Here is a 23,060-nt window from a genome sequence, read left to right on the forward strand (position 1 = left end):
GCAGGCGCCTCATGCGCAGGCATCCGACCCTCAACTCGACGCGGTGCACGGCATATTGGCGAGCGGCGAGGCGCTCCTCCCCGCGCTGTCCGCCGCGGCGTGCGGATCGACCGGGGCGGCAGGCGCGGCGGCCCCGGCACCGGCGGCGCGCGAGCCGTCCGGGAGCCGTGAAAGGCCGAAGAAGATTTGCGGAACGCGTGCATCCATCGGGTCGCCTCAGGCGTCTCACAAGCGATGCGGCATTCTCATGTGACCGCACCGCATGTGACCGCTGTGCATGTATCCGCCCCGCAGGCGTATTGGGAGTATTCATTTGAAAATCGGCATCAAGGGCCTCCGTCGCGCAACCGCCGTGGCCGTCACCTCCGGCGCCGTCCTCGCGGCCGGCGCGTTCGTCGCTCCGGCGCAGGCCGCCGCTCCGGCGGCTCCCACGATCACCGCCGCGGGCGGTTACGTGATGAACAACGGCACCGGCAAGAGCCTGTACACCAAGGCCGCCGACACCCGCCGTTCCACCGGCTCCACCACCAAGATCATGACGGCCCGGGTGGTCCTGGCGCAGAAGAACCTCGACCTGGACGCCAAGGTCACGGTCCAGAAGGCGTACAGCGACTACATCGTCGACAACGACTGGGCCTCGTCGGCCAAGCTGATCGTCGGCGACAAGGTCACCGTCCGTCAGCTGCTGTACGGGCTGATGCTCCCGTCCGGCTGCGACGCGGCGTACGCGCTGGCCGACAAGTTCGGCACCGGCACCACCCGTGACGCGCGGGTGAAGTCGTTCATCGGCAAGATGAACTCCACCGCCAAGAGCCTCGGCCTGACGAACACGCACTTCGACTCGTTCGACGGCATCGGCAAGGGCGCGAACTACTCGACGCCGCGCGATCTGACCAAGCTCGCCAGCAGCGCGATGAAGTACTCCACGTTCCGTTCGGTCGTGAAGACGAAGTCGACGAAGCAGAAGGTCACGACCAAGAGCGGTGGCTACCGCTACATGGAGTGGACCAACACCAACACCCTGCTCGGCAGCTACTCCGGCACCATCGGAGTCAAGACCGGCTCCGGCCCCGAGGCCAAGTACTGCCTGGTCTTCGCCGCCACCCGCAGCGGTAAGACGGTCATCGGCACGGTCCTCGCCGACTCCTCGGTGGCCGCCCGTACGACGTCCGCGAAGAAGCTGATGGACTACGGGTTCACGAAGTAACCCGTAGCGGACGGAACAGGCGAGGGGCCTGCGCGCGGCCGGTGGCCGCGGGCGGGCCCCTCTGCCGTGCGGCGGGGACGGCCGGAGCCGCCGGGCGGTCAGGGGCCGACGGCGATCAGCGCCAGCGTGATGTTGTCCGGGCCGCCCGCTTCGATCGCGGCCTTCCACAGCTCGAACGCGGCCTTGCCGTTGTCGTGGGAGTGGAGTTGCAGCAGCCCGTCGAGGGTGTCCTCCGGCACCGGGTCGGTCAGGCCGTCGGTGCAGGTCAGATAGCGGTCGGCGGGGGACAGCGGGGTGGCGGTGATATGCGGGACGACGGGGGTGAAGCGGAGGGCGCCGCCCAGGGACTGGGTGATGAGGGAGGTGGTGCGGCGGCCCGGGGAGAGCGGCGGGCTGTCGTCGACGCTCAGCTGGCGCAGGCCGTCGGGGGTGGCGTTGAGGACCTTGCTGTCGCCGACGTTGAAGGCGAGGAGGGAATCGGGGAGGACGACGACGCCGGCGACGGTGGTGCCCATGGTGGCGAGGCCGGGGTCGCGGCCGGCGGCGGAGTACACCGCGTGGTTGCAGACGTTCAGGGCGTCGCGCAGCGCCTCCTCGGAGCGCAGGGACGGTCCGACGGTGGACAGTTGACGGACGGTCAGTTCGCTGGCCACCTCGCCGCCCGGCTGACCGCCGATGCCGTCGGCGACCGCGACGACGAGGGGATGGCCGAGCGGGAAGACCAGGGTCTGGGGGTTCTCGGTGACCGTGCCGCACAGCGTCCAGGGGCCGGCCACCAGGCTGTCCTCGTTGTGGTCGCGGATCAGCCCGGTGTGGCTGAGGGCGGTGACCGTCACGTACTTCATCGCCGCATCACTCCTGCGCCCGGCCGCCGAGCGTATGCCGCTGCATCAGCCGGGAGACGTCCTTGCCGGTGACGATGCCCACCAGATGCCCCGCGTCGACGACGAGCACGCGCATCCCGGTGCGCAGGCTGATCCGGTCGAGGGCCTCGGTCAGCAAATCGTCCGGGGCGGCGACCGCGCACTGGGACAGGGGGATCGCCACCTCCTTGACCCGCACGGAGTCGCGGCTGGCCGCCGGGACCGCCGCCAGCCTGCGGATCTGCACGATCCCGCTGGGGCGCCCCTCGAAGTCGAGCAGCGGCACCACGGAGTGCCGGGAGTGGACGGCGACCTCGTCGATGAAGTGCTGGGCGGTGAGCCAGTCGGCGCCGGTGGCCACGGGGGTGGTCATGGCGTCGGACACCCGCAGGCCGCGCAGCGCGGTGTGGAGGGCGGCATGCCGCCGTTCCGCCCCGGCCACGACCATGACGAAGAGGCCGATGAAGACGAGCCAGAGACCGGCCGGCGCCCCGCGCAGGAGGATGATCCAGCCGGCGCCCGCCAGCAGCACACCGGTGATCTGGCCGCCCCGGGAAGCGGTCAGATCGGCGCGCTCCCGGTCTCCGGTGCGCCACCACAGCAGCGCCTGCATCACCCGTCCGCCGTCGAGCGGTACGGCGGGCAGGAGGTTGAAGACGCCGAGGAAGAGGTTGGCCCAGCCGAGCCAGAGCAGGACGACGCCGGGGACGGCTGCCCAGCCCGACAGGGCATGCAGCCCGATGCCCGCGCCGAGCGCCGCGCCGCCGATGACCAGGCTGGTGAGCGGGCCGCTGACCGCGACCAGGAAGGCCGCCGCGGCGGTCTTGGGGCGGCCCATGCGCGTGATGCCGCCCAGCGCCCACAGCGTCACGTCCTCGACCGAGATCTCCTTGCGCCGGGCCGTGGCGGCGTGTGCGGTCTCGTGCAGGACCAGGCTGCCCATGAACAGGGCGGCGCCCGCGACGCCGGCGAGGGCGTAGACCACGGGCGGGCGTCCCGGCATCAGGACGGGGAGGGTCCGGCGGCCGAGCCCGTAGGCGAACAGGACGACCAGCAGGGGCACGCTCCAGTGCATCCGCAGCGGTACCCCGACCACTCGTCCGAGCCGGATCGAACCGTTCATCGCCGTCTCCCAGCACACCCCCGTTCACCACAATTGTCGCTCTCGGGCCGCCCGGCAGGTATGGGTGCGCGGGGAGTACCCTCGGCTTTTTACACTAAATGCCGGATTTATCCTTTTAGGTATGCGCAGCCAGATACGTATGGCGATTCGGCATACACGGGATATCGGAGGTGCACCATGAGCCGGAGCCACCACTTCCATGTGGACCAAGAGGGCAACTCGATCACCGTGAACGTCGGGCCCAGCCGGGAAGGCGAGATAGAACTGCTGGTCAACGGCAAAGTGATCGCCTACCGCAAGGTGCACGGGCGAGGGATGAACGTGCTGGACGGCGAGCTGCCGGGCGAGCCCGCCCATCCGTTCCGGGTCCTGGTGCGGGAGCCGCACCTGGTGCCGACCACGCCCCGGTGCACGCTGGAGCTGGACGGGGTGGAGCAGCCGATGCCGGAGCGGCTGGTCCTGTGACACCCGGCGACGACGAAGACGCCGGGAGGCGCGCCGGAGCGGTGACCGCCCGAACGCCCCGCGGGCCCTACAGCGGCTCCCCGGGCACCGCCTCGTAACACTCCCGCAGCGCGACGAGCACGGGGTGCGCCGGGTCCAGCGGGATGTCGTCGACGGCCCCGATCGCCCGCACGCCGATGGCGGTGTTGGTCGCGAACGCCGCCTGCACGGACGGCAGTTCATCGGCGGCCAGCGGCGCGACGAGATGGCCGTGCGCCTCCTGCAGCAGGCCCATGGTGACGCCCGGCAGCACATCGGCCCGCGGCCACACCACCCCGCCGTCGGCCGCCACGAACCCCACGTTCCAGGTCGGCCCCTCGGAAACCAGCCCGTCCGGCCCCACGAACAGCGCATCGTCGAACCCGGCCCGCTGCGCCGCCCGCCGCTGGTACAGGGCCCCGAACAGCCCGGTGTGCTTGACCCGCGCCACCTCCCGCTGATGGCGCACGGTCGCCACCCGCATCGGGGGCGGCGGCAGCGCACCCGCCGGCCGGAGGCCGACCAGCACATGGGGATCGCCCGCGGCGGCCGGGCGGCCGATGTCCAGCCCGGGATCGAGGACGGTGACCCGTACGACGCACGCCCCGGTCCGGTCGCCCACGGCCTCGCCGACGTACCCGCGCACCGCCCCCGGATCGAGCTCCGCGCCGAAGACCGTCCGGCAGTCGCGCACCAGCCGCTCCAGGTGCCGGGACAGCCCCCGCACCCGGCGGCCGTCCACCCGCAGGGTGGTGAAGTGGCCGTAATTGGTGAGCGCGAGGGTGCGCAGGGCGTCGGGGTCCGCGGGATGTCCGTTCAAGAGCGCCATGGGGCGAGTGTGTCAGCGAGGGGGCGGCGGGCGGGTACGGGGCGCGGGCGGCGCCTCGGGGCCCGTGGCGCCGCGTTAGCCACGTGTTAGCCGATCGCCAGCGGCCGCGGAGAGTCTTCTTGCAACGGGACGCGCACCGGACCGGCCCTCCGACACCACCTGGGGACACCATGTCGCAGCACCTCACGCTCCACCGCGGACGCAAGACCTTTGTCGCCACGCTGATCGCCGGCGCGGCCGCGCTCGCGCTCAGCGCCTGCCAGGACGCCCAGGCCGACGCCGGGAGCGCACCGTCCACCGCCGCCTCGGCCGGCTCCGGCAGCTCCGGCAGCTCCGGCAGCTCGGCCGACTCCGGCAGCTCCGGCAGCTCGGCCGGCTCCGGCAGCTCCGGCAGCTCGGCCGGCTCCGGCGGCTCCGGCGGCTCCGGCGGCTCCGGCAGCTCGGCCGGCTCCGGCGGCAGCCGCTGCACCACCGACCACCTCAAGGCCGGCTGGGGCAGCGACGGCGGCGGCCGCCCGGACATGCACGGCGACGCCCAGCAGACCGTCGGCGTATGGCTGAAGAACATCGGCAACAGCGAGTGCACCCTCAGCGGCTTCCCGGGCGTCGAGCTCGTCGGCAACTCCGGCCCCGGCAACACCTTCGACCTGCCCCGCAGCGCGCAGAAGCCGGTCACCGTGCATCTGAAGCCGGGCGGGCACACCACCTTCACCTTCAAGGTGCTGCCCTCGCTCGACGGCTCCGAGAAGCGGATCGAGCCGGGCCAGGTGAACATCACCCCGCCGAACGAGACGGAGCACTTCACCCTCCAGTGGCCCTTCGGAGGCGCCGTCCTGGACCAGAGCGGCGCCACCCACCCGGGCAGCTGGGTCAGCCCGGTCGGCGTCGGCTGACCGTCCCCGCGCACGACGCGCCGCCCTACACAGAAAGTGGCAGGCGGCGGCCGCGCATTGCCTACCTGCGGATGATCCGCATTCCTCGCCCGGACGGAAGGCTGGTCCAGGACACCAGCACCGGCACCACCACAAGGGACGAGGGACCTGATGAAGGGTTTGGCGATCGGCATTGCCCTGGCGATCGTGGGCGTGATCCTCTGGCTGACCACGAAGGACGTGCACACGCCGTACGTCTCCCTGCACAAGGCCGGTCTGGTCCTGGCGGTCGTGGGCGCCGCGGAGGCCTTGTTCGCGCTGTTCGGGCTGGGCAGGAAGGCGGGAAAGTAGGTGGCACCGCCCCCGGCCACGCCTCCCCCGCCTCCCCCGACCCCACCGATTCCCCCGGCGCAGGTGCTCGCCTCGGACGCCGAGCGCGAGGACATGGTTGAACGCCTCCGACAGGCCGCCGCGGACGGCCGGCTGACCCTGGAGGAGCTGGCCGAGCGCTGTGAGGCGGCCTATCTGGCCCGATTCCGCGCGGAGTTGGCGAGCATCGGGGAGGACCTGCCCACCACGGTGGCCGCACCCCGGTCCGGTGAATCATCCGGACGGCGCGCCTTCCGGGCACTGTTCGGCGACCTCACCCGCCACCACACCGGCCCGGAGACCCGCCTGGAGGCGACCGCGGTCCTCGGCGATGTGACCCTCGATCTGTGCGCGGCCCCGGCACCGGCCGACGGCGAACTGACCGTCGCGGCCTTCGCGGTCGTGGGCGATGTGCATCTGCTGCTCCCCGAAGGCGTACGCATCGAGGTCACCTGCCGGAGCCTCGTCGGCGACATCCGCGATCTGACCCGTCCGCACTCGGCACCGGACGCCGCCGCCCCGCACCTCCGCGTCACCGGCCTCGCCCTCGTCGGCGACATCGTCCTCGCCCACCCCGGCAGCGACCGCCGCAGGTACTGGCAGAAGTGGCTCTAGGGGCGCCGCGGCAGCCCCGGAGCGGACACGGGACCCGACGAGCTCTGCATCGCCGCCGTACAGAGCCGTACAGAGCAGTACGGAGCGGCCCCCTTCACGGCCCCGCACACAGCAAAACGGCCCCGCACACAGCAAAAGAGCCGCCCATCACTGGACGGCTTCGGCCGACGGAGCCCGGCACCTCGCACCGGCCCACCCGGCGTACGCCTACGCCCGAGGAGCCGCGAACGCCAACGGCTCCGCGTCATGAATCTCTGTGGTCGGTCCCTCTCCGCGATCGCCCGTCTCCGCGACCACGGTCCCCGCGATCGCGCTCCCCGCGATCGCCCTCTCTGTCCGCCGTTCGGTCCGCCTCTCGGGCCCGGCGTCCCCGGCACGGAGTCCTCACGCGCCGTCCCGCCATCAGGGCGGTCTCACCAGGTCGGGGCAGAGTCGTTGAGCGGGTCGGGCCAAGTCGGTTCAGGCCAAGTGTTCAGGCCAACTCAGGTCAGGCCAACTCAGTTCAAGCAACGTCAGGTCAGGTCACGCGGCGCACGCGGAGTGCGCCCGGCGACGGGGCGACGGGATGGCCGCGGCGGCCTCGCGCCGGGAGCCGGAGTGCCGCGCGGCCCTGGCAGGGGCGGTCGGCAGGGGCTCGGCGCTGGTGGCCAGGCGGCTGCGGGAGGTGGGGGAGGCCCCGTGGGCCTCGGCGCGGATCCGCTGCTTGATCGTCGGCGGGAGCTGGGCGGTGACGAACCTGCGCTGCGCGTAGCCGAGTTGGCCGAAGAGCTGTGTGGCGGGCGAAGCGGGTGTGGAGGGCGTGGGTGGCAGCGAGGGCTCGGTGCGCGGCCGGGCGATGGTCGGCGACGCGGTGGTCGGGGCGGGCGCGGCCTGCGCGGCCTCCCGGCGGGCCGCCGTGGCGTGGGCGGAGACGCCCAGGGATGCGAGCAGCTTGCCGAGTACGGCAAGGCATACCGCCCAGAACTTCATGACCTTGGTCGCAGCCATGGCCCCTCACTTTCATCGGGATCCCAGCGGGAGACGTGCGGGGGGTGCACATCGGCTGGAGATCTGTTGCGTTTTCTTATGATGAGTACGCAATGCGAGGATCCGAGGACCGACGCCCCCGCGTCGGCGTTCTTCCGATGAACACCATCCGGATGGCGTAGCGGGCCCCCGTGGTGACGGGTCGTAGGGCCCGGTCAGCCGATCGGTTGATGCCGTTCCGAGCGCGATGGGCGATGTGGCGGAGGAGGCCGGGCGCGGATCCTCGACGTATGGCAATCATCGAAGTCAGCGGGCTGCGCAAGGCCTACGGGGGCCGGGCCGTGGTCGACGGTGTCTCGTTCGCGGTCGAGGAGGGGGAGATCTTCGGCGTACTCGGACCGAACGGCGCGGGCAAGACCACGACCGTCGAATGCATCGAGGGGCTACGGGTCCCGGACGCCGGGACGATCCGGGTGGGCGGGCTCGACCCGGTCGCCGACCACGACCGGGTCACCCACATCCTGGGCAGTCAGCTCCAGGAGAGCGAGCTCCAGGCCAAGCTCACCGTGCGCGAGGCGCTGGAACTGTACGCCGCCTGCTATCCGCGGCCGGCCGACTGGCGGGCGCTCGCCGACCGGCTCGGGCTCACCGGCCGGCTCTCCGCCCGCTTCGGGAAGCTCTCCGGCGGCCAGAAACAGCGGCTGTTCATCGCGCTGGCGCTGATCGGCAATCCACGGGTGGTGGTCCTCGACGAGCTGACCACCGGGCTCGATCCGCGGGCCCGCCGCGACACCTGGCAGCTGATCGAGGAGGTGCGCGACGCGGGGGTGACGGTGCTGCTGGTCACGCACTTCATGGAGGAGGCGCAGCGGCTCTGCGACCGGATCGCGGTGATCGACGGGGGCCGGCTCGCCGCCCTGGACACCCCGGCGGGCCTGATCGGCCGGTCCGCCCAGTCCGTCGTCATCGCCTTCACACCTTCCGCGCCGCTGGACCCGGCCGAGCTGGCGGCGCTGCCCGGCCTCGGGGCCGTGGAGCCGGCGGCCGGCCACCGGGGCGCCACGGGCGGCGACGGGCGGCTGGTGATCCGCGGTACGGACGCGACCGTCGACGCGGTGATCTCGCTGCTCGCCCGGCACCGCATCACCGCCCACCAGCTGCGCGTCAGCGACGCCACGCTCGATGACGCCTTCCTCGATCTGACCGATCTGAAGGCCCCGACCGCTCCGACCGCACCGACCGCACCGACCGCCCAGGGGGCCTGAGATGACCACCGCTCCGCACACCGCCCGTTCGCGGTCGGCGACCCTCGCCGTGTTCCGGACCGAGGCGGTGCTGTTCCGGCGGGAGCCGGGGACGCTGTTCTGGGTCGGGCTGTTCCCGTCCGTACTGCTGACCATCCTCGGGCTGATCCCGTCCTTCCGGGAGGCGCAGCCGGAGCTCGGGGGCCGCCGGACCATCGATCTCTATGTGCCGGTGACGCTGCTGGTGGCCATGATCATGGCGGGGGTGCAGGCGATGCCGCCGCTGCTGACGGGCTATCGGGAGCGCGGCATTCTGCGCCGGATGTCGACCACGCCGGTACGCCCGGGGGCGCTGCTCGGTGCGGGGATCGCGCTGCACGGCGCGGCCGCCCTGATCTCGGCCGCGCTGGCCCTCACCATCGGGCGGCTCGCCTTCGCGGTGCAGCTGCCGCGGCAGCTCGCCGGGTACGCGCTGGCGCTGGCCCTCACCCTGGCCAGTGCGCTGGCGCTGGGCTGTGTGATCTGCTCCGTGGCGCGTACGGCCAAGAGCGCGCAGGTGACCGGGACGGCGGTGTTCTTCCCGATGATGTTCGGCGCGGGGGTGTGGGTTCCGGTCCAGGCCATGCCGGAGACGCTGCAACACATCGTCCAGCTGCTGCCGTTCGGCGCCGGGTCGCAGGCGCTCGCCCAGGCCGCGGCCGGCGACTGGCCGGACTGGACGCATCTGGCGGTGATGGCGGCGTGGACGGCCGTGGCGGGCTGGTGCGCGAAGAGGCTCTTCCGCTGGGAGTGAGGAGCGGGGGGCGGAGCAAGGGGTGCGGAGCGGGGGGGGGAAGAGCGAGGGGTGCGGAGCAGAGAGTGAGAAGCAGAGAGTGAGGGGCGGGGAAGGGGGCGAGGGCGTGGGGGAGACTGACCGCATGGCGCGCGCTGACGGCGAGACGGAAGCCCGTACGGGAGGGGAGCCCGTCCCCTGGCAGCCCCTGGCCGAACGACCGTCCCACCTTCCCTGGGAGCGCAGATTCCGCCGCTGGGGCGGCTGCCTCCTCCTCGGTTTCGCGGTGCTGACGGCCGCGGTGTCGGGCGATGCGCTGATGACGCGCGGCGAGTCGTACGTGGTCGGGGCGCTGACCACGGTGGCGCTGGGGCTCCAGGTCTGGTGGGGTCTGGCCTGCCGGAAGCTGCCCGACGGGGCCCCGGCCGGGCAGGTCTTCTACGTCGTGCGCTTCGCCGTCACCGCCGCGCTGTCCGTGCTGAACGGGCTCTTCTCCATCTACGCGGTGACCGGTTATTTCGACGCCGCGGCCATCCTGCCGCGCCGCTACGTCCGCCCGGCGCTGCTGGCCACCGCCGTGATCATGGCGGGCGCGCAGTCCGGCGGGCTGCCTCCGGACGGCGCCTTGGGCTGGGTGCTGTTCGGCGCGCTGCTCGCCGTGCACGCCGCCATGGTGCTGCTCTTCGTCCATCTCGGCACCAAACAGGCCGAGTTGGCCGCCGCCAAAGCGGCCACCATCGCCGAACTGGAGCGCACGAACGCCCGGCTGGCCCTGGCGCTGGAGGAGAACGCCGGCCTGCACGCCCAGCTCCTCCTCCAGGCGCGGGAGGCGGGCATCGCCGATGAGCGCCGCCGGCTGGCCGCCGAGATCCACGACACCCTCGCGCAGGGCCTGACCGGCATCATCACGCAGCTGGAGGCGGCCGCCGAGAGCGCCGATCCGGCGCTCGGCCGCGCGCACGCCCGGCGCGCCGCGGAGCTGGCCCGGCACAGCCTCGGCGAGGCGCGCCGATCGGTGCACAACCTGGGCCCGGGGGCGCTGGAACACGACGAACTGCCGGCCGCGCTCCGCACCACGGCCGAGGAATGGTCGGCGGCGACCGGCATCAGCGCCGAGTTCACCGTCACCGGGACCGCCGAACCGCTGCACCACGAGGTCGAGGCCACGCTGCTGCGGATCGCCCAGGAGGGCCTGGCCAACGCCCGTCGGCACGCCGGGGCCTCACGGGTCGGTGTCACCCTCTCGTACATGGACGGCGAGGTCACCTTGGACATCCGCGACAACGGCCGCGGCTTCGATCCCGCGGCGCCCCCGCCCCGCCGCCGCACCGGGGGCTTCGGCCTGGGCGGTATGCGGGCCCGCGCCGAACGCATCGCGGGCACCGTCGACATCGAGTCGGAACCGGGCCAGGGCACGGCCGTCTCCGCCCGCGTACCGTTGGTCGGCCATGGTTGAGCGCATTGAGCACGTCGAGCCCACGGGGCGGACCGGTCCCGTGATCACCCTCCTCATCGTCGATGACCACCCCGTCGTACGGGACGGGCTGCGCGGGATGTTCGCCTCCTCCCCCGGCTTCGACGTCCTGGGCGAGGCCGCCGACGGCGTCCAGGCCGTCGAACTCGCCGTCCGCCTCGACCCCGATGTGGTGCTGATGGATCTGCGGATGCCCGGCGGCGGGGGCGTCGCGGCCATCGCCGAACTGGGCCGCCGGGGACTGCGCGGCAAGGTCCTGGTGCTCACGACGTACGACACCGATTCCGACACGCTCCCGGCGATCGAGGCCGGCGCCACCGGCTATCTGCTCAAGGACGCCCCGCGCGAGGAGCTGTTCACGGCCGTGCGGGCGGCCGCCGAAGGCCGCACCGTGCTCTCCCCCGCGGTCGCCGGCCGCCTGGTCTCGCGGGTCAGGTCACCGCGCAACGAACCCCTCAGCGCCCGCGAACGCGAGGTCCTCGAACTCGTCGCCAAGGGCACCTCGAACCGCGAGATCGCCGCCGTGCTGTTCATCAGCGAGGCGACGGTCAAGACCCATCTGACCCATATCTACGGCAAGTTGGGCGCCAAGGACCGGGCGGCGGCGGTGGCGGTGGGCTATGAGCGGGGGATATTGGGCTGAGGTGCGGTCGCCGCCCGGTCACCGTGCCGTGACGGCGTCAGCGCCGCCCCGTATCCGCCGTATCCGCCGTATCGGCCGCACCTCCCGGACCCGGCGCACCCGGCGCATCCGGCGCATCCGGCGCGTCTGACGTTCCCTCCCTCGCCATTCCGGCCATGGCCGCCACGGCCTCCGCCTCCGGCGTGTCCGGCGGGATGATCAGCAGGTCCCAGCGGCCGCTGCCGGCCGCCACCAGGCAGACCGTGTCCGGGCCCGGCCGGGTCGTCCTGGTGCGGCGCAGGCGGACGACATGGCCCTCCACCAGCATCGTGGTGGGCAGCGAGCTCCAGGTCGAGCCGTTCACCGTGGCGTGGGTGATCCGCGGCCAGTCGAAGGGCAACGCCTTCAGCAGCTCGGGGAGTTCGGCCAGCAGGTCGGTCGAGTGGGGCCACCAGGCGCCGTCGACCGGCCGCAGGACGGGGCCGGGCGGGGCGATGGTCAGCCGGGCGACGGGCGGGGGTGCGGGGTGGTCGGGGTGATCCCGGTGGTCGGGGTGTTCGTGGAGGGATGGCCCGAGGGGGGCGGTGGTCATGGTGTGCTCCTGGCGGTGCACAGGGGATGGGGTCCTGGTGCTACCCGGTCTCAGCCCGCCTCGATGCGGCGGGCCGCAACACGGGCCGGATCCGGCCAGCGGACGTCCCACACCCAGCCGGCACGTTCGAAGAGCCGGATGACGGCGGCGGAGAGATCCAGTTGACCGCGGTCGACGCCGTGCCGGGCGCAGGTCGGGTCGGCGTGGTGCAGGTTGTGCCAGCTCTCCCCGAAGGAGAGCAGGGCCAGCGGCCACAGGTTCGTCGCCCGGTCGTGGCGGCGGGTGCGGAAGGGCCGTTCGCCGATGACGTGGCAGAGGGAGTTCACGCTCCAGGTGACGTGGTGGAGGAGGGCGATGCGGAGGAAGCCCGCCCAGAGGAGGGCCGTGAGGCCGGTGACCCAGGAGCCGCCGAGGGCCCAGCCCAGCGCGAAGGGGAGGCCGAGGGTGAGCAGGCACAGGGCGGGAAACGCACGGTCGACGGCCCGGATGCCGCGGTCGGCGAGCAGATCGGGGGCGTAGCGCTCGTGTGAGGTGGGGTCGTTGCCGAACAGCCAGCCGATATGGGAGTGGAGCAGGCCGCGCAGCTGTCCGCGCAGGCTCGTGCCGTAGCGGTACGGGGAGTGCGGATCGCCGGGGCGGTCGGTGAAGGCGTGGTGGCGGCGATGGGTGGCGACCCAGTCGATGACATCGCCCTGGAAGCTCAGCGATCCGGCGAGGGCGAGCGCGATGCGCAGCGCGGGCGCGGCGGTGTAGCTGCCGTGCGTGAGGCCGCGGTGGAAGCCGACGGTGACGCCCAGGCCGCTGATCACGTAGAAGACGGCCAGAAGAACGAGGTCGAGGGGGCGGACGACGCTGCCCCACAGGAGCGGGATGGCCACCCCCAGGCCGACGAAGGGGGCGACGACGATGATGCCGGTGACCGTGACGTACATCCGGCGGCCGCTGCCGGGCGGGGCTTGGGTGCCATCGGTAGGGAACGGCGACGTCCCGTCGTACTCGTGCGGCGAGGGGGTGGGGGGCCGGGTCGCGGAGGTCACCGGGTGTCGCTCTTCCAGGGCGGTTCGCCACGGGACGACGGCGGGGATTCCGGTGGCTCGGCGGGGGCCTCGTCCTGCGGCCGCCTCGGCGACCGGTGCAGGAACGGCGGGTGCAGGTCGGCGTGGACGTGGGTGGCCATCCGGCCCGTCGACTGGGCGTTGAGCCGGATGAGGAACAGCACGCCGAGCGCGATCAGCGCCAGCAGTACGACGACGGTCAACAGAATCTGCACGGTGCTCACCTCGGCCTTCTGTCCCTCTGTTGATTCCACCGTACCCGGACAATCCCCCTAAATACCCCCGTAACGCTTATTTACCGGCCGCATGCGACGAGCCCGCCTCAACCATTACTTCTACAACGTTGTAGATTTTACTTCCGCATGACCAAACGGCCTGGTCGGCTCCGCACGACGGCCGCGACGGCCACGACCACGACCACCGAAGGAGACAGACAGACATGGCGCTGTGGGACCGGATCAAGGATTCCGCCCAGACGATGCAGACCCAGCTCGTCGCCAAGAAGAACGACCTCAAGAGCGGCGCCTTCCGGGACGCGAGCATGGCGATGTGCGCCCTGGTGGCGGCCGCGGACGGCACCATCGACCCGGCGGAGCGCCGGCGGGTGGCTCAGCTCATCGCCACCAACGAGGTGCTGCAGAACTTCGCCGCGGACGATCTCCAGCGCCGCTTCGACGGCTACCTGGACAAGCTCGCCGCCGACTTCGACTTCGGCAAGGTCGGGGTGATGCAGGAGGTCGGCAAGGTGAAGAAGAAGCCGGTCGAGGCGCGGGCCGTCATCCAGATCGGGATCGTCATCGGCGGCGCGGACGGCGACTTCGACAAGACGGAGCGCGGCGTGGTGCGCGAGGTGTGCTTCGCGCTGGACATCGCGCCGGAGGAGTTCGACCTCTGAGCGCGGCCCCGTACGGCGGGGCGGGAGGGGAAGCGGCCCCTCCCGCCCGCTGCGGGTCTCAGACGTTGACGCCGAAGTCCGCCGCGATCCCGGCCAGGCCGGAGGCGTACCCCTGGCCGACCGCGCGGAACTTCCACTCCGCGCCGTTGCGGTACAGCTCGCCGAAGACCATCGCGGTCTCGGTCGAGGCGTCCTCGCTCAGGTCGTAGCGCGCCAGCTCGTTGCCGTCGGCCTGGTTGACGACGCGGATGAAGGCGTTGCGGACCTGGCCGAAGCTCTGCGCGCGGCTCTCGGCGTCGTGGATGGAGACCGGGAAGACGATCTTCGCGATCTCGGCGGGCACGCCGGTCAGCGTGACGTTGATGGACTCGTCGTCGCCCTCGCCCTCACCGGTCAGGTTGTCGCCGGTGTGCTGGACGGAACCGTCGGGGCTGGTGAGGTTGTTGTAGAAGACGAAGTGCTGATCCGAGGCGACCTTGCCGGACTCGGTGCACAGCAGGGCGCTGGCATCCAGGTCGTAGTCGGTGCCGGTCGTCGTCCGTACGTCCCAGCCGAGGCCGACCGTCACGGCGGTCAGTCCGGGCGCTTCCTTCGACAAAGAGACGTTGCCGCCCTTGGCCAGCGAGACTCCCATGGCATCCTCCAAGTGTTGCCTGCGTTCCGGATTCAGCGGAAAATCTACAGGAGTGTAGAAGTCCAGCGGCGGGATCTGCGGCACCGGACAACGGCCGGGGAACGGGCCGGGAAACGGCCGGGGAACGGACCGGGAAACGGCCGGGGACCGAGCCGGGAAACGGACCGGACAACGGACGGGGAACGGGCCGGGAAACCGGCCACGGCAGGCTCCCCGCACCCGGCCGTCCCGCCCCGCCGCCCCCGTAAGATGCCCCGACGTCCCGTCCGGCGGGACACCTGACGCAATGGGAGGCGACGGCATGGGCGGCAAGCCCTTCGGCAAGGAGCGCTCCCACCGGCGCGGACAGGGACAGCTGGAGGCCCAGGTCCTGGCCGCGCTGCACCACGCGCCCGGCCCCGCCACCGCCGCCTGGGTCCAGGAACGCCTCGGCGACGACCTGGCCTACACCACGGTGATGACGATCCTGTCCCGGCTGCACGCCAAGGGCGCCGTCACCCGCGAACGGTCCGGCCGCGCCTACGCCTGGACCCCGGCCGCCGACGAGGCGGGGCTGGCCGCGCTGCGGATGCGCCGCGTCCTGGACGGCGAACCCGACCGGGACGCCGTCCTGACCAGCTTCGTCTCCGCGCTCTCCGCCCACGACGAGCAGCTGCTGCGCACCCTCCTCGACCGCGCGACCGGCGACGACCCGGCCACCGGCGCGGACCCCGAAGCGCGCGGAGGCTGACCGGTGGGCGTCTTCGTCTTTCTGCCGCTCGTGCTGCCGCTCACCGCACTGCCGATCGCCCGTCTCGCGGAGCAGCATCTCCATCCGCGCGGCAGCACCCGCCTGCTGACGCTGCTCGCCGCCGTGCTCGGCCTGTGCAGCACGCTGTGCCTGGGGCTGCTGATGGTCGTCGGGACGGCCCAACTGCCCGGCAACCCCTTGCCCGACGGCTGGTCCGACCCGCAGGTACGGGCCGCGGTGCCGTACGCCGAGGTGGCCGGCGCCGCCGCGATCCCCCTGCTGGCCGCCGCCCTGATCTCCTGCGCCACCGCGCTGCGCCGCCACCGCCGGATCCGCGCCCGCACCCACCGCGCGCTGGACGTGCTGCCGGGCGGCTCGGACACCGCGGTACTGCCGGACGACGAGCCGTACGCCTACGCGGTGCCCGGCGCCCCCGGGTGGCCCGGCCGCCCCGGCAGGCCCGGCCGGATCGCGGTCTCCCGGGGCATGCTGCGCAGCCTGGACGACGACGAGCGGCGCGCCCTGTTCGCCCACGAGCGGGCCCATCTGAGCTGCCGCCACCACCGCTACCTCCTGCTCGTGCGCCTCGCCGGCTGCGTCAACCCGCTGCTGCTGCCGCTGCGGTCGGCGGTCGCCTTCAGCACCGAGCGCTGGGCCGACGAGGAGGCCGCGCGGGCGGTCGGCGACCGGCGGCTGACGGCCCGCGCCGTGGGCAAGGCGGCGCTGATCGCCCGCGCGGCGCCGTACCCGGAGCTGGCGCACTTCGCGGCGCCCGAACCGGGGCCGGTGCCGCGCCGGGTGGCCGCGCTGCTGGCGCCCGTACCGCCGGCCCGCAGCTGGCCGCCCGCGCTGACCCCGGCGGGTCTGGCCGCCCTCGTCGCCGCCGCGGGCACGGCCGCCTCCGCGGTCTCCGCACTGAACGCGTCGGTAGCCCTGTTCGTCGTTCTCAAGGCGGCAACGCCGCTGTGAGTGCACACTTAGCCCAAGTAACTCCCCCGTACGTCCGGGCCGCCCGGCCCGTGCTGTGATCCACCGCACACCGGCCGGCTTCTCGATCAGCTTCTACAGCGCTGTAGATACTGTCGGTAGTCTTGCGTCCCACAGATGCGCGACAGGCGCGGCCGGAGGGGGAGATGGCGACGAGGTGCGGACTCCTGACCTGGGACAGCCCGCCTCCGGACGGGGAGGTGCGATGGGTCTATCAGCCCGTGGAGGTCCACCATCCCGACGGCAGCTGGCAGTTGGGCCGGATCAGCGGCTGGTGGACGGACGAGGCGGGCCAGGAGTGGTGCCGACTGCGCACCGTTCCCGGCGGCACGCCTCCGCGGTGGCTGCACTACGACCCGGATTCCGTACGGCTGCTCCCCAGCACCGGAATCTGACACCCCGCTCCCTCCTCACCTCCCACACCTCCCGCACCCCCCATGCGATACACCTGAAGGACCAGAAGGGCCACCGGCGTGGATGACAGGCAGACCCAGCAGCTGAGGGAGGTCCGGCAGTCCGACGCCGGATCCGGCACCTCCGGCGCTTCCGCGTCGGCAGACGCACCCGCCTCCCGCCGCGCCGCCGGCAGATCCCGCCGCGCCGGAAAGGGCGCTCCCGCCGCCGGCTCCCGCCGGTCCGGCAAGGTCCGCATGACCCGCCGCGGCCGGATCCTCGCCTGGACCGGCGGCGTGGTCGGCGTCGTGCTGCTCGGCACGGCCGGTGTCGGCGTCTGGGCGTACATCAAGCTGGACGGCAACATCCAGGGCTCGGACATCAACATCGACGGCGACCGGCCCGCCAACCTCAGCCCCGGCTCCAAGAACATCCTGCTGGTCGGCTCCGACAGCCGCGCGGGCGCCAACGCCAAGTACGGCAAGGGCCTGACCACCATGCAGTCGGACACGCTGCTGGTGCTGCACATCGCCGCCAACCGTAAATGGGCCACCGCGCTGTCCTTCCCCCGCGACTCCTGGGTGCCGATCCCCTCCTGCACCCGCGGCAACGGCACGAAGTCCACGCCGCACAGCTTCAAGATCAACGAGGCGTTCTCCATCGGCGGTGACACCGGCAGCGTCGGCAAGGCCGCCGCGTGCAGCATCAAAACCATCGAGCAGAACACCGGGCTGCGGATCGACAACTTCGCCTCGATCGACTTCCAGGGCTTCAAGGGCATGGTCAACGCCCTGGACGGCATCGAGGTCTGCCCCAAGCACGCCATCCACGACAAGAAGGCCCATCTCGACCTGGACGCGGGCTGCCAGACCGTACGGGACGAGAAGGCGCTCGGTTACGTCCGTACCCGCTACAGCGTCGGCGACGGCACCGACCTCGGCCGCATCGGCCGCCAGCAGGAATTCATGAAGGCGCTGGGCAAGAAGGCCCAGGAGAAGCTGACCAGCCCCGGCGCTCTCTACGACTTCCTCGACGCGGCCACCAAGTCCCTCAAAGCCGACAAGGGCCTGGACAACCTCGACGAGCTCACCAGCCTCGCCTCGACGGTCAAGGACATCCCCAGCGACCGCCTCACGTTCGTGACCGTGCCGAACTACTACCGCGAGGCCGATGTCCCCACCGACAACGCCAATGTGGTCTGGCAGTACCCGCAGGCCACCCAGCTGTTCAGCGATATCGCCCACGACCGCGAGCTCGGCGCCGCCGGCAAGAAGAAGCTCGCCGAGGCCGCCAAGAACCCGGTGACCGCCCACTCCGTACGGGTCCGCGTCCTCAACGGCACGGGCACCTCGGGCCAGGCCGCCACCGCCGCCGAACAGCTCCGCAAGCTCGGCTTCACGGTCACCGGCACCGGCAACGCCCCCGCCACGGACAAGACCACGATCACCTACCCCGCCGCGCTCAAGACCCAGGCCGAGGTCCTCTCCGGTCATCTGCGCGGCACGAAGACCGACGAGTCCGCCGAGGCGACACCGGGCGAGGTGACCCTGACGGTGGGGCCGGACTTCGCGAAAGCGGTCGGGCAGTCCTAGAACGCGCCGTGCACGGGTAATTCTCGCGATTCTCCGCGCGGTGGTATCCCCCTCGCGTCCCCAGCCCGGGTGACGTGAGGGAGATACCACCGCGTTCCCTTTCCTCAGGGCAGGAATTCGTAGTACGGGCCGTCCGGCGCCCAGTTGCGAGAACACAACGTCACGTCCCTGCCCTGGAGATAAGCCAGAAACCACGCACCGAACGTCATCTCGTAAAGAGTCCAGGCCGGACTGTCGAACTCCTGGACCACGACGCGCCAGGACGACGAGGCGTCGTCGGGAATGCACAGGAAAACCGCCTCGCCCGTCGTGGCCGTCGCCACCGGTATCAGTTCCCCTGGGTTCGCCCCCACCGGACTCGGCAGGTACTCCACCATGTCCTCGTCGCGCCAGAGCTCGAGATCTCCCCTGATGTCCTTTCCCAGATTGTGGAGAAGGTGGCCGGCGGGGTGCTTCAGATACAGCTGCTTGTTGATCTCGATCGAGCCGTAGGCATCCACGATCTCGCGGAAGTCCGCCGGAAATTCGACACCGAGTTCCCGCTCCAGTTCGGTCCATGGAGCCGGATCCGACCAGTTGAACCGGGGTTCGCCCAACAGGGCGGTGATTTCGGAAAGCGTTGTCACCACTAAGTCCTCCATACATGCGGCACGGCCCCGCCTCGGGCGGGGCCGTGCCGTTGGGGCCGGTTCGGCGTCAGGCGCCGGTCAGCTCCCCGACCTTCACGGCGGTGACGAAGGACGCCCAGGCAGCCGACTCGAAGACGAGCGCGGGGCCGTGGGGGTCCTTGCTGTCCCGTACGGGGACGAGGGCGGGGAGGTTGTCGGAGACCTCGATGCAGTTGCCACCGTCCGTGTTGCTGTAGCTGCTCTTACGCCACGCCACGTTGCTCAGGTCGACAGATCGCACGGCACTTCCTCCAACGTTCGCATGATGAACTTCCGCGACTCGACCGGGGACAGAGCCAGGTCACGCACCGCATCATAGGTACGTTGCAAACGTTCAACCCTGCTGTTTTCCTCGATCAGTTCGCCGCGCAAGTCGTTCTCGACGTACGCCACGGTACTTCCGTCCAGTAGTCGCAGGAACATCACGTCGGTGCTCATCACGCCATGGGGACCTGCACTGAACGGCATAACGTGGAGCGTGACATTCGGGCGCTCCGCCGCCTCCGCCAGACACTCCAGCTGTTCCCGCCACTCGCGTGCGTCCCGGAGCGACGTACGCAGCACCGCCTCAGAGAGGATGACGCGGAACGGCGGAGCATCGTCCCCCTCCAGCAGCTTCCGTCGCCCTATGCGCGCCTCGACCTGCTGGTCCAGCTGCCCGCCCTTGGCGCCGCCCGACGCGATCGCCTCGCGCGCGTACCCGGCCGTCTGAAGCAGGCCCGGCGGCGCACTCACGGAGTACTGCCACAGGCTCAACGCCTCCTGTTCCAGAGCCATGTACCGCCGGTACTGCTCCTTGAACTGCGTCGGATCCCCGAGCGCCAACTCCCAGAGCGTCAGCAGCCATCCCCCCGTCCCGTAGTGGTGGGCCAGCGCCTCCACCACCTCCGGGCCCCCCAGGGTCTGCCCGCTTTCCATCTTCCCGAACAGCGACGGGTCCCAGCCGACCACCTCGCCGAGCCTCCGCAGGCTCTCGCCCTTCTCCCTCCGCAGTAATCGCAGCTCCTCCGCGAACCGACGCCGCGGCTCCTTGCTCCGTCCCGTGACGGCCCTTCTCGGCGGCATGGTGCCCTCCTCCGCAGCCGGCCCATTCCTGTAATGGCCGGAACACTCACGGTAGTTGGCGTCCGGAGCGCCACGCCGGGAAACGGTGGACGGGAGCGGCACCAAATGCCCACAGAACCCCACACCAGCGGCCGGGCGGCAGGCGGCAGGCGCGGCGGGTCGCGAACCGCAGCCGCCCCGGCGCGGAATATTGAATACTCGACGATTCCATCGCCGCACCGGACACGACCACCCGGCATGGCCCCCATCATTGGGCCGTCCGACCCCTCCCCGCGCCGAGTTTCCGACGTAATCTCGCAAGGTGAAGCAGGGGAAAACGAGACCGGTGTTTGAAATGTTCAGCAAAAGCGCTCGCCCCCGCGGGATCCAGCGGGCGACCAGGCTCGGCGCGGTCGCCGTGATGGCGACGGGCGCGCTCCTGGGAGGCGCCGGCCCGGCCCTGGCGCATACCGCCCCGACCTCCGCACACGAGGCGACGGCCGCCCCGAACATCCAGCACGACGCCAGGCAGCAAGCGCCCCCGCCCAAGCCCTTCGACTGGAGCACGTACCAAAAGGGCTTCGACGAAGGAAAGCCGATAGGCGCGAAGAAAGCGTATGCCGATTACCAGCAGCACCTGAAAGGATCTCCTCCCACATTCGCGGGAGACAGTGCCTACGCCAAAGGAATGCGGCAGGGGCTGATAGCGGGGTATATCGACGAGATGAATCAGCACCCGTCGGGGAAGAAAGTCAATACCGACAATTCCATGGGCATGGCGGCCATGGTGAACCTGACGGTCATGACGATGGCCGCCGGAGCCGATGAGACGTCCACCCCGACGCAGTCGCCCACGACCACGACGACCACGACGTCGGCACCCCCGGACCAGGGCCCCGCACAGCTGACCGGACCCACGGGAGCCAACACCACCACAGCCGCAACGCCCCCGGATCAGGGCGTCACACAGCCGACCGACACCACAGCCAACACCACCGCGACCACCACACCCCCCGACCAGGGCGCCACACAGCCGACCACGAGCGGCTGCGACAGTTGCGGCAGCACGGCCGGCACGACCACCGGCCCCTGACCCCCCGGCGGAAAGCGCCTTGCGTCAAGGAAATTCAGGGCGCTTCGCGGCGGGCCCGGACGGCCAGCCATCCCGCCAGGGCCCCGATCGCGACCCCCGCGGTGTTGTTCGCCCAGTCGACCGGCTGGCAGGACCGTACGGGGTCCAGCGCCTGGAGCAGCTCGACGAGTACCCAGGTGCCCGATCCCGCGAGCGTCACGGCAAGCGGCCGGCGCGACGCCAGGGTGCCCAACAGCCCCATCGGGATCCAGAGCACGACATTGACCGCGTTGTGCGCGAAGCCGCCCGTCAGCGTGCGGACCGATTCCCCGGCCACGCAGGCGCCGAGCCGCCCGGCCGTCCCGGCGACGATCTGATCGGGGAGCGTGATCCCCAGGCACACCGCCACCGCCAGCAGCACCCCCAGCGTGGCCCGTGCGGACCAGCCCGTTCTCCGCGCGACCGGGCGGTACGCCGCGACCGCGGCAACGACGAGGAGCAGGGTGAGCGCCGCCATCACGGCGCCGTGCGTTGTGGAGGGCATACGGAAAACGTACGCCGCACATGGCACGTCATGCCATGCATGCACACGATGCCGCTATGAAAAATCCATGAACTCCCGCTCCGCCACGCCCTTCCGCACCGCCACACCCTGGTCCCGCACGCGCTCCCCGCTCAGGAACGCAGCCGCTCCACCGGCTTGGCGGTGTGCACCTCGATGTCGTGCGCGGCCCGCTGCAACAGCTGCTGGCTGAGGTCCGACAGCGCCCGCGCCGCCGACAGTTCGTCGCCGATGGCGGGGACGTCCTCGTCCGCCGGGTTACGGCGTGCCGTGCCCTGGCCGACCATCTGCCCGCCTTCTTTGCCGCGCAGCCGGGCCTCGGCCCTGACCTCGCTGCCGGATTCGGTGATGTTGATCTCCGCGTCCCACATCTTGTTCTCGGTCACCGGAAGCCTCCTCGTACGCCCCCGAGCAACGCTTGCCCCGCCCCCCACCACACTCCTCAACAAAATCGTCGCACCGGCGCGCGGCGACCGCACATGGGGCCCGCCGCACCCCGGTTCGGGGGGATTACCCCATGGGCCCGGCCGCCGCGCGCGGCCTAGCCTCGGCGAGCGGGGCGCGCACCACCGCGCCCGGCCGTCCGACCGCCAACTCCCGACACCACCAGGGGATTTCATGCACCTCCGAGTCCGGTTCGCCGGGACCGCCGCGCTGGCCGCTCTCGGCGCGGGCGCCCTCAGCGCCTGCGGGCTGCTCCCCGGGGAGACCTTCACCGACGACGCCGTGGTGTCGCAGAAGGTCACGGCCGTACGGCTGGACACCGGCTCGGGCGGGGTCACGCTGCGCGGCGGCAAGGGCGGCGGCATGGTGTCCGTCCACCGCTCGGTCAGGTACCACGGCGACAAGCGGCCCGAGGGGCCCACGCACAAGGTGGAGGACGGCGTCCTGGTGCTCGGCGGCTGCGGCGCGCGCTGCTCGGTCACCTACACCGTCGAGCTGCCCGCGGGCCTCCCGGTGAGCGGGGAGACCTCCAACGGTGCGGTGCGTCTGACCAAGGTGGGCAAGGTGGCGGTGACCACCAGCTCCGGCGACATCGACCTGGACGGCGTCGCGGGCCCGGCCGAGGTACGGACCACCAATGGCGAGATCACCGGCCGCGGCCTGTCGGGCCAGGGCATCACGGCCCGGACCTCCAACGGGGAGATCGACCTCGCGCCCAGCACGCCGCAGAGCATCCGGGCGGAGACGTCCAACGGTGCCATCACGGTGCGGGTGCCCAAGGACCGCTACCGCGTCACCGCCCGCACCGACAACGGCGACACCCATATCGCCGTCGCCAACGACCCGTCGGGCCGCTTCCGGCTGGACCTGACCACCAGCAACGGGTCGATCGACGCCACGCAACTCCGGTCGCGGTAGGTCACGTTCGGCCCCGCCGGCAGGCCCCCGGCGGT

The 23,060-nt window shown here is 71.5% G+C and carries 29 protein-coding genes; 16 read left to right on the plus strand and 13 right to left on the minus strand.

Going from position 1 to position 23,060, the window contains the following annotated elements; all coding sequences use genetic code 11:
• Positions 1-313 precede the first annotated feature (313 nt).
• The gene (locus AC5677_RS18685; protein WP_497196148.1) at positions 314-1,207 is read left to right on the plus strand and encodes a D-alanyl-D-alanine carboxypeptidase family protein; all 894 of its coding nucleotides are present in this window, start codon (positions 314-316) and stop codon (positions 1,205-1,207) included.
• A gap of 98 nt (positions 1,208-1,305) precedes the next feature.
• Here the strand turns inward: AC5677_RS18685 and AC5677_RS18690 are convergent, their stop codons facing one another.
• Positions 1,306-2,052, minus strand: coding sequence for a PP2C family protein-serine/threonine phosphatase (locus AC5677_RS18690; RefSeq protein WP_497196149.1), 747 nt, complete (start codon positions 2,050-2,052; stop codon positions 1,306-1,308).
• Between the two features lie 7 nt (positions 2,053-2,059).
• Positions 2,060-3,193, minus strand: a complete 1,134-nt coding sequence (locus tag AC5677_RS18695; RefSeq protein WP_497196150.1) for a site-2 protease family protein — start codon at positions 3,191-3,193, stop codon at positions 2,060-2,062.
• Positions 3,194-3,370: 177 nt separating this feature from the next.
• On the opposite strand from AC5677_RS18695, the gene AC5677_RS18700 reads away from it, so the two are divergent.
• A complete protein-coding gene (locus AC5677_RS18700) occupies positions 3,371-3,658 on the plus strand; it encodes a hypothetical protein (protein ID WP_497196151.1) in 288 nt (95 codons plus the stop codon).
• A gap of 67 nt (positions 3,659-3,725) precedes the next feature.
• On the opposite strand, the gene AC5677_RS18705 is transcribed toward AC5677_RS18700, so the two are convergent.
• Complete coding sequence (locus AC5677_RS18705; protein WP_497196152.1) at positions 3,726-4,505, minus strand: aminotransferase class IV family protein; 780 nt, start codon at positions 4,503-4,505, stop codon at positions 3,726-3,728.
• Positions 4,506-4,675: 170 nt separating this feature from the next.
• Here AC5677_RS18705 and AC5677_RS18710 point away from each other — a divergent pair, with 170 nt between their 5' ends.
• From AC5677_RS18710 to AC5677_RS18720, 3 genes are all read left to right on the plus strand, one after another.
• Positions 4,676-5,398, plus strand: coding sequence for a DUF4232 domain-containing protein (locus tag AC5677_RS18710; protein WP_497196153.1), 723 nt, complete (start codon positions 4,676-4,678; stop codon positions 5,396-5,398).
• A gap of 150 nt (positions 5,399-5,548) precedes the next feature.
• Entirely contained in the window at positions 5,549-5,728 is a 180-nt protein-coding gene (locus AC5677_RS18715) for a DUF5708 family protein (RefSeq protein WP_497196154.1), read from the plus strand.
• Positions 5,729-5,791: 63 nt separating this feature from the next.
• On the plus strand, positions 5,792-6,361 hold the full coding sequence (locus AC5677_RS18720; protein WP_497196674.1) for a DUF1707 SHOCT-like domain-containing protein: 570 nt from the start codon (positions 5,792-5,794) through the stop codon (positions 6,359-6,361).
• Positions 6,362-6,883: 522 nt separating this feature from the next.
• Here AC5677_RS18720 and AC5677_RS18725 read toward each other — a convergent pair.
• On the minus strand, positions 6,884-7,348 hold the full coding sequence (locus AC5677_RS18725; protein ID WP_497196155.1) for a DUF6344 domain-containing protein: 465 nt from the start codon (positions 7,346-7,348) through the stop codon (positions 6,884-6,886).
• Positions 7,349-7,617: 269 nt separating this feature from the next.
• On the opposite strand from AC5677_RS18725, the gene AC5677_RS18730 reads away from it, so the two are divergent.
• From AC5677_RS18730 to AC5677_RS18745, 4 genes are all read left to right on the plus strand, one after another.
• Entirely contained in the window at positions 7,618-8,592 is a 975-nt protein-coding gene (locus tag AC5677_RS18730; RefSeq protein ID WP_497196156.1) for an ABC transporter ATP-binding protein, read from the plus strand.
• Position 8,593: 1 nt separating this feature from the next.
• Positions 8,594-9,364 (plus strand): ABC transporter permease, encoded by a 771-nt coding sequence (locus AC5677_RS18735; protein WP_497196157.1) that lies wholly within the window; start codon positions 8,594-8,596, stop codon positions 9,362-9,364.
• Positions 9,365-9,488: 124 nt separating this feature from the next.
• Complete coding sequence (locus AC5677_RS18740) at positions 9,489-10,799, plus strand: sensor histidine kinase (protein ID WP_497196158.1); 1,311 nt, start codon at positions 9,489-9,491, stop codon at positions 10,797-10,799.
• Positions 10,792-11,460, plus strand: coding sequence for a response regulator (locus AC5677_RS18745; protein WP_497196159.1), 669 nt, complete (start codon positions 10,792-10,794; stop codon positions 11,458-11,460). Before AC5677_RS18740 ends, AC5677_RS18745 begins: the two co-directional genes overlap by 8 nt.
• Positions 11,461-11,497: 37 nt before the next feature.
• Here the strand turns inward: AC5677_RS18745 and AC5677_RS18750 are convergent, their stop codons facing one another.
• The 3 genes from AC5677_RS18750 to AC5677_RS18760 are packed head-to-tail and all read right to left on the minus strand — an operon-like array spanning position 11,498 to position 13,301.
• Positions 11,498-12,031 (minus strand): DUF5994 family protein, encoded by a 534-nt coding sequence (locus tag AC5677_RS18750; protein WP_497196160.1) that lies wholly within the window; start codon positions 12,029-12,031, stop codon positions 11,498-11,500.
• Between the two features lie 50 nt (positions 12,032-12,081).
• The gene (locus AC5677_RS18755; RefSeq protein ID WP_497196161.1) at positions 12,082-13,068 is read right to left on the minus strand and encodes an acyl-CoA desaturase; all 987 of its coding nucleotides are present in this window, start codon (positions 13,066-13,068) and stop codon (positions 12,082-12,084) included.
• The gene (locus tag AC5677_RS18760; protein ID WP_497196162.1) at positions 13,065-13,301 is read right to left on the minus strand and encodes a hypothetical protein; all 237 of its coding nucleotides are present in this window, start codon (positions 13,299-13,301) and stop codon (positions 13,065-13,067) included. The genes AC5677_RS18755 and AC5677_RS18760 overlap by 4 nt, the downstream gene beginning before the upstream one ends.
• 224 nt (positions 13,302-13,525) lie before the next feature.
• Between AC5677_RS18760 and AC5677_RS18765 the strand changes: the two genes are divergently transcribed.
• Positions 13,526-13,981 (plus strand): tellurite resistance TerB family protein, encoded by a 456-nt coding sequence (locus AC5677_RS18765; RefSeq protein WP_497196163.1) that lies wholly within the window; start codon positions 13,526-13,528, stop codon positions 13,979-13,981.
• A 58-nt stretch (positions 13,982-14,039) separates the two neighbouring features.
• On the opposite strand, the gene AC5677_RS18770 is transcribed toward AC5677_RS18765, so the two are convergent.
• Positions 14,040-14,615: a TerD family protein gene (locus tag AC5677_RS18770; protein ID WP_497196164.1), complete on the minus strand. Its 576-nt coding sequence runs from the start codon at positions 14,613-14,615 to the stop codon at positions 14,040-14,042.
• A gap of 301 nt (positions 14,616-14,916) precedes the next feature.
• Between AC5677_RS18770 and AC5677_RS18775 the strand changes: the two genes are divergently transcribed.
• From AC5677_RS18775 to AC5677_RS18790, 4 genes are all read left to right on the plus strand, one after another.
• Positions 14,917-15,345, plus strand: coding sequence for a BlaI/MecI/CopY family transcriptional regulator (locus tag AC5677_RS18775; RefSeq protein WP_497196165.1), 429 nt, complete (start codon positions 14,917-14,919; stop codon positions 15,343-15,345).
• A gap of 3 nt (positions 15,346-15,348) precedes the next feature.
• Positions 15,349-16,314 carry a M56 family metallopeptidase gene (locus AC5677_RS18780; RefSeq protein ID WP_497196166.1) on the plus strand — a complete coding sequence of 322 codons (966 nt, stop codon included), beginning with the start codon at positions 15,349-15,351 and terminating at the stop codon, positions 16,312-16,314.
• Positions 16,315-16,478: 164 nt separating this feature from the next.
• Entirely contained in the window at positions 16,479-16,727 is a 249-nt protein-coding gene (locus AC5677_RS18785; protein WP_497196167.1) for a hypothetical protein, read from the plus strand.
• A gap of 255 nt (positions 16,728-16,982) precedes the next feature.
• On the plus strand, positions 16,983-18,317 hold the full coding sequence (locus AC5677_RS18790; RefSeq protein ID WP_497196675.1) for an LCP family protein: 1,335 nt from the start codon (positions 16,983-16,985) through the stop codon (positions 18,315-18,317).
• A 104-nt stretch (positions 18,318-18,421) separates the two neighbouring features.
• On the opposite strand, the gene AC5677_RS18795 is transcribed toward AC5677_RS18790, so the two are convergent.
• From AC5677_RS18795 to AC5677_RS18805, 3 genes are all read right to left on the minus strand, one after another.
• Positions 18,422-18,943, minus strand: coding sequence for an SMI1/KNR4 family protein (locus tag AC5677_RS18795; protein WP_497196168.1), 522 nt, complete (start codon positions 18,941-18,943; stop codon positions 18,422-18,424).
• A gap of 70 nt (positions 18,944-19,013) precedes the next feature.
• Positions 19,014-19,226, minus strand: a complete 213-nt coding sequence (locus AC5677_RS18800) for a DUF397 domain-containing protein (RefSeq protein WP_497196169.1) — start codon at positions 19,224-19,226, stop codon at positions 19,014-19,016.
• Positions 19,208-20,050 (minus strand): helix-turn-helix domain-containing protein, encoded by an 843-nt coding sequence (locus AC5677_RS18805; RefSeq protein WP_497196170.1) that lies wholly within the window; start codon positions 20,048-20,050, stop codon positions 19,208-19,210. The genes AC5677_RS18800 and AC5677_RS18805 overlap by 19 nt, the downstream gene beginning before the upstream one ends.
• Before the next feature lie 301 nt (positions 20,051-20,351).
• Here AC5677_RS18805 and AC5677_RS18810 point away from each other — a divergent pair, with 301 nt between their 5' ends.
• Entirely contained in the window at positions 20,352-21,122 is a 771-nt protein-coding gene (locus tag AC5677_RS18810) for a hypothetical protein (RefSeq protein WP_497196171.1), read from the plus strand.
• A 34-nt stretch (positions 21,123-21,156) separates the two neighbouring features.
• On the opposite strand, the gene AC5677_RS18815 is transcribed toward AC5677_RS18810, so the two are convergent.
• Both AC5677_RS18815 and AC5677_RS18820 read right to left on the minus strand, forming a co-directional pair.
• Positions 21,157-21,645, minus strand: coding sequence for a VanZ family protein (locus AC5677_RS18815; RefSeq protein WP_497196172.1), 489 nt, complete (start codon positions 21,643-21,645; stop codon positions 21,157-21,159).
• Between the two features lie 131 nt (positions 21,646-21,776).
• Positions 21,777-22,049, minus strand: coding sequence for a DUF1876 domain-containing protein (locus AC5677_RS18820; RefSeq protein ID WP_497196173.1), 273 nt, complete (start codon positions 22,047-22,049; stop codon positions 21,777-21,779).
• Between the two features lie 232 nt (positions 22,050-22,281).
• Here AC5677_RS18820 and AC5677_RS18825 point away from each other — a divergent pair, with 232 nt between their 5' ends.
• Positions 22,282-23,025: a DUF4097 family beta strand repeat-containing protein gene (locus AC5677_RS18825; RefSeq protein WP_497196174.1), complete on the plus strand. Its 744-nt coding sequence runs from the start codon at positions 22,282-22,284 to the stop codon at positions 23,023-23,025.
• Positions 23,026-23,060: the final 35 nt, after the last annotated feature.

The organism is Streptomyces sp. JLSY215, assembly GCF_059682825.1.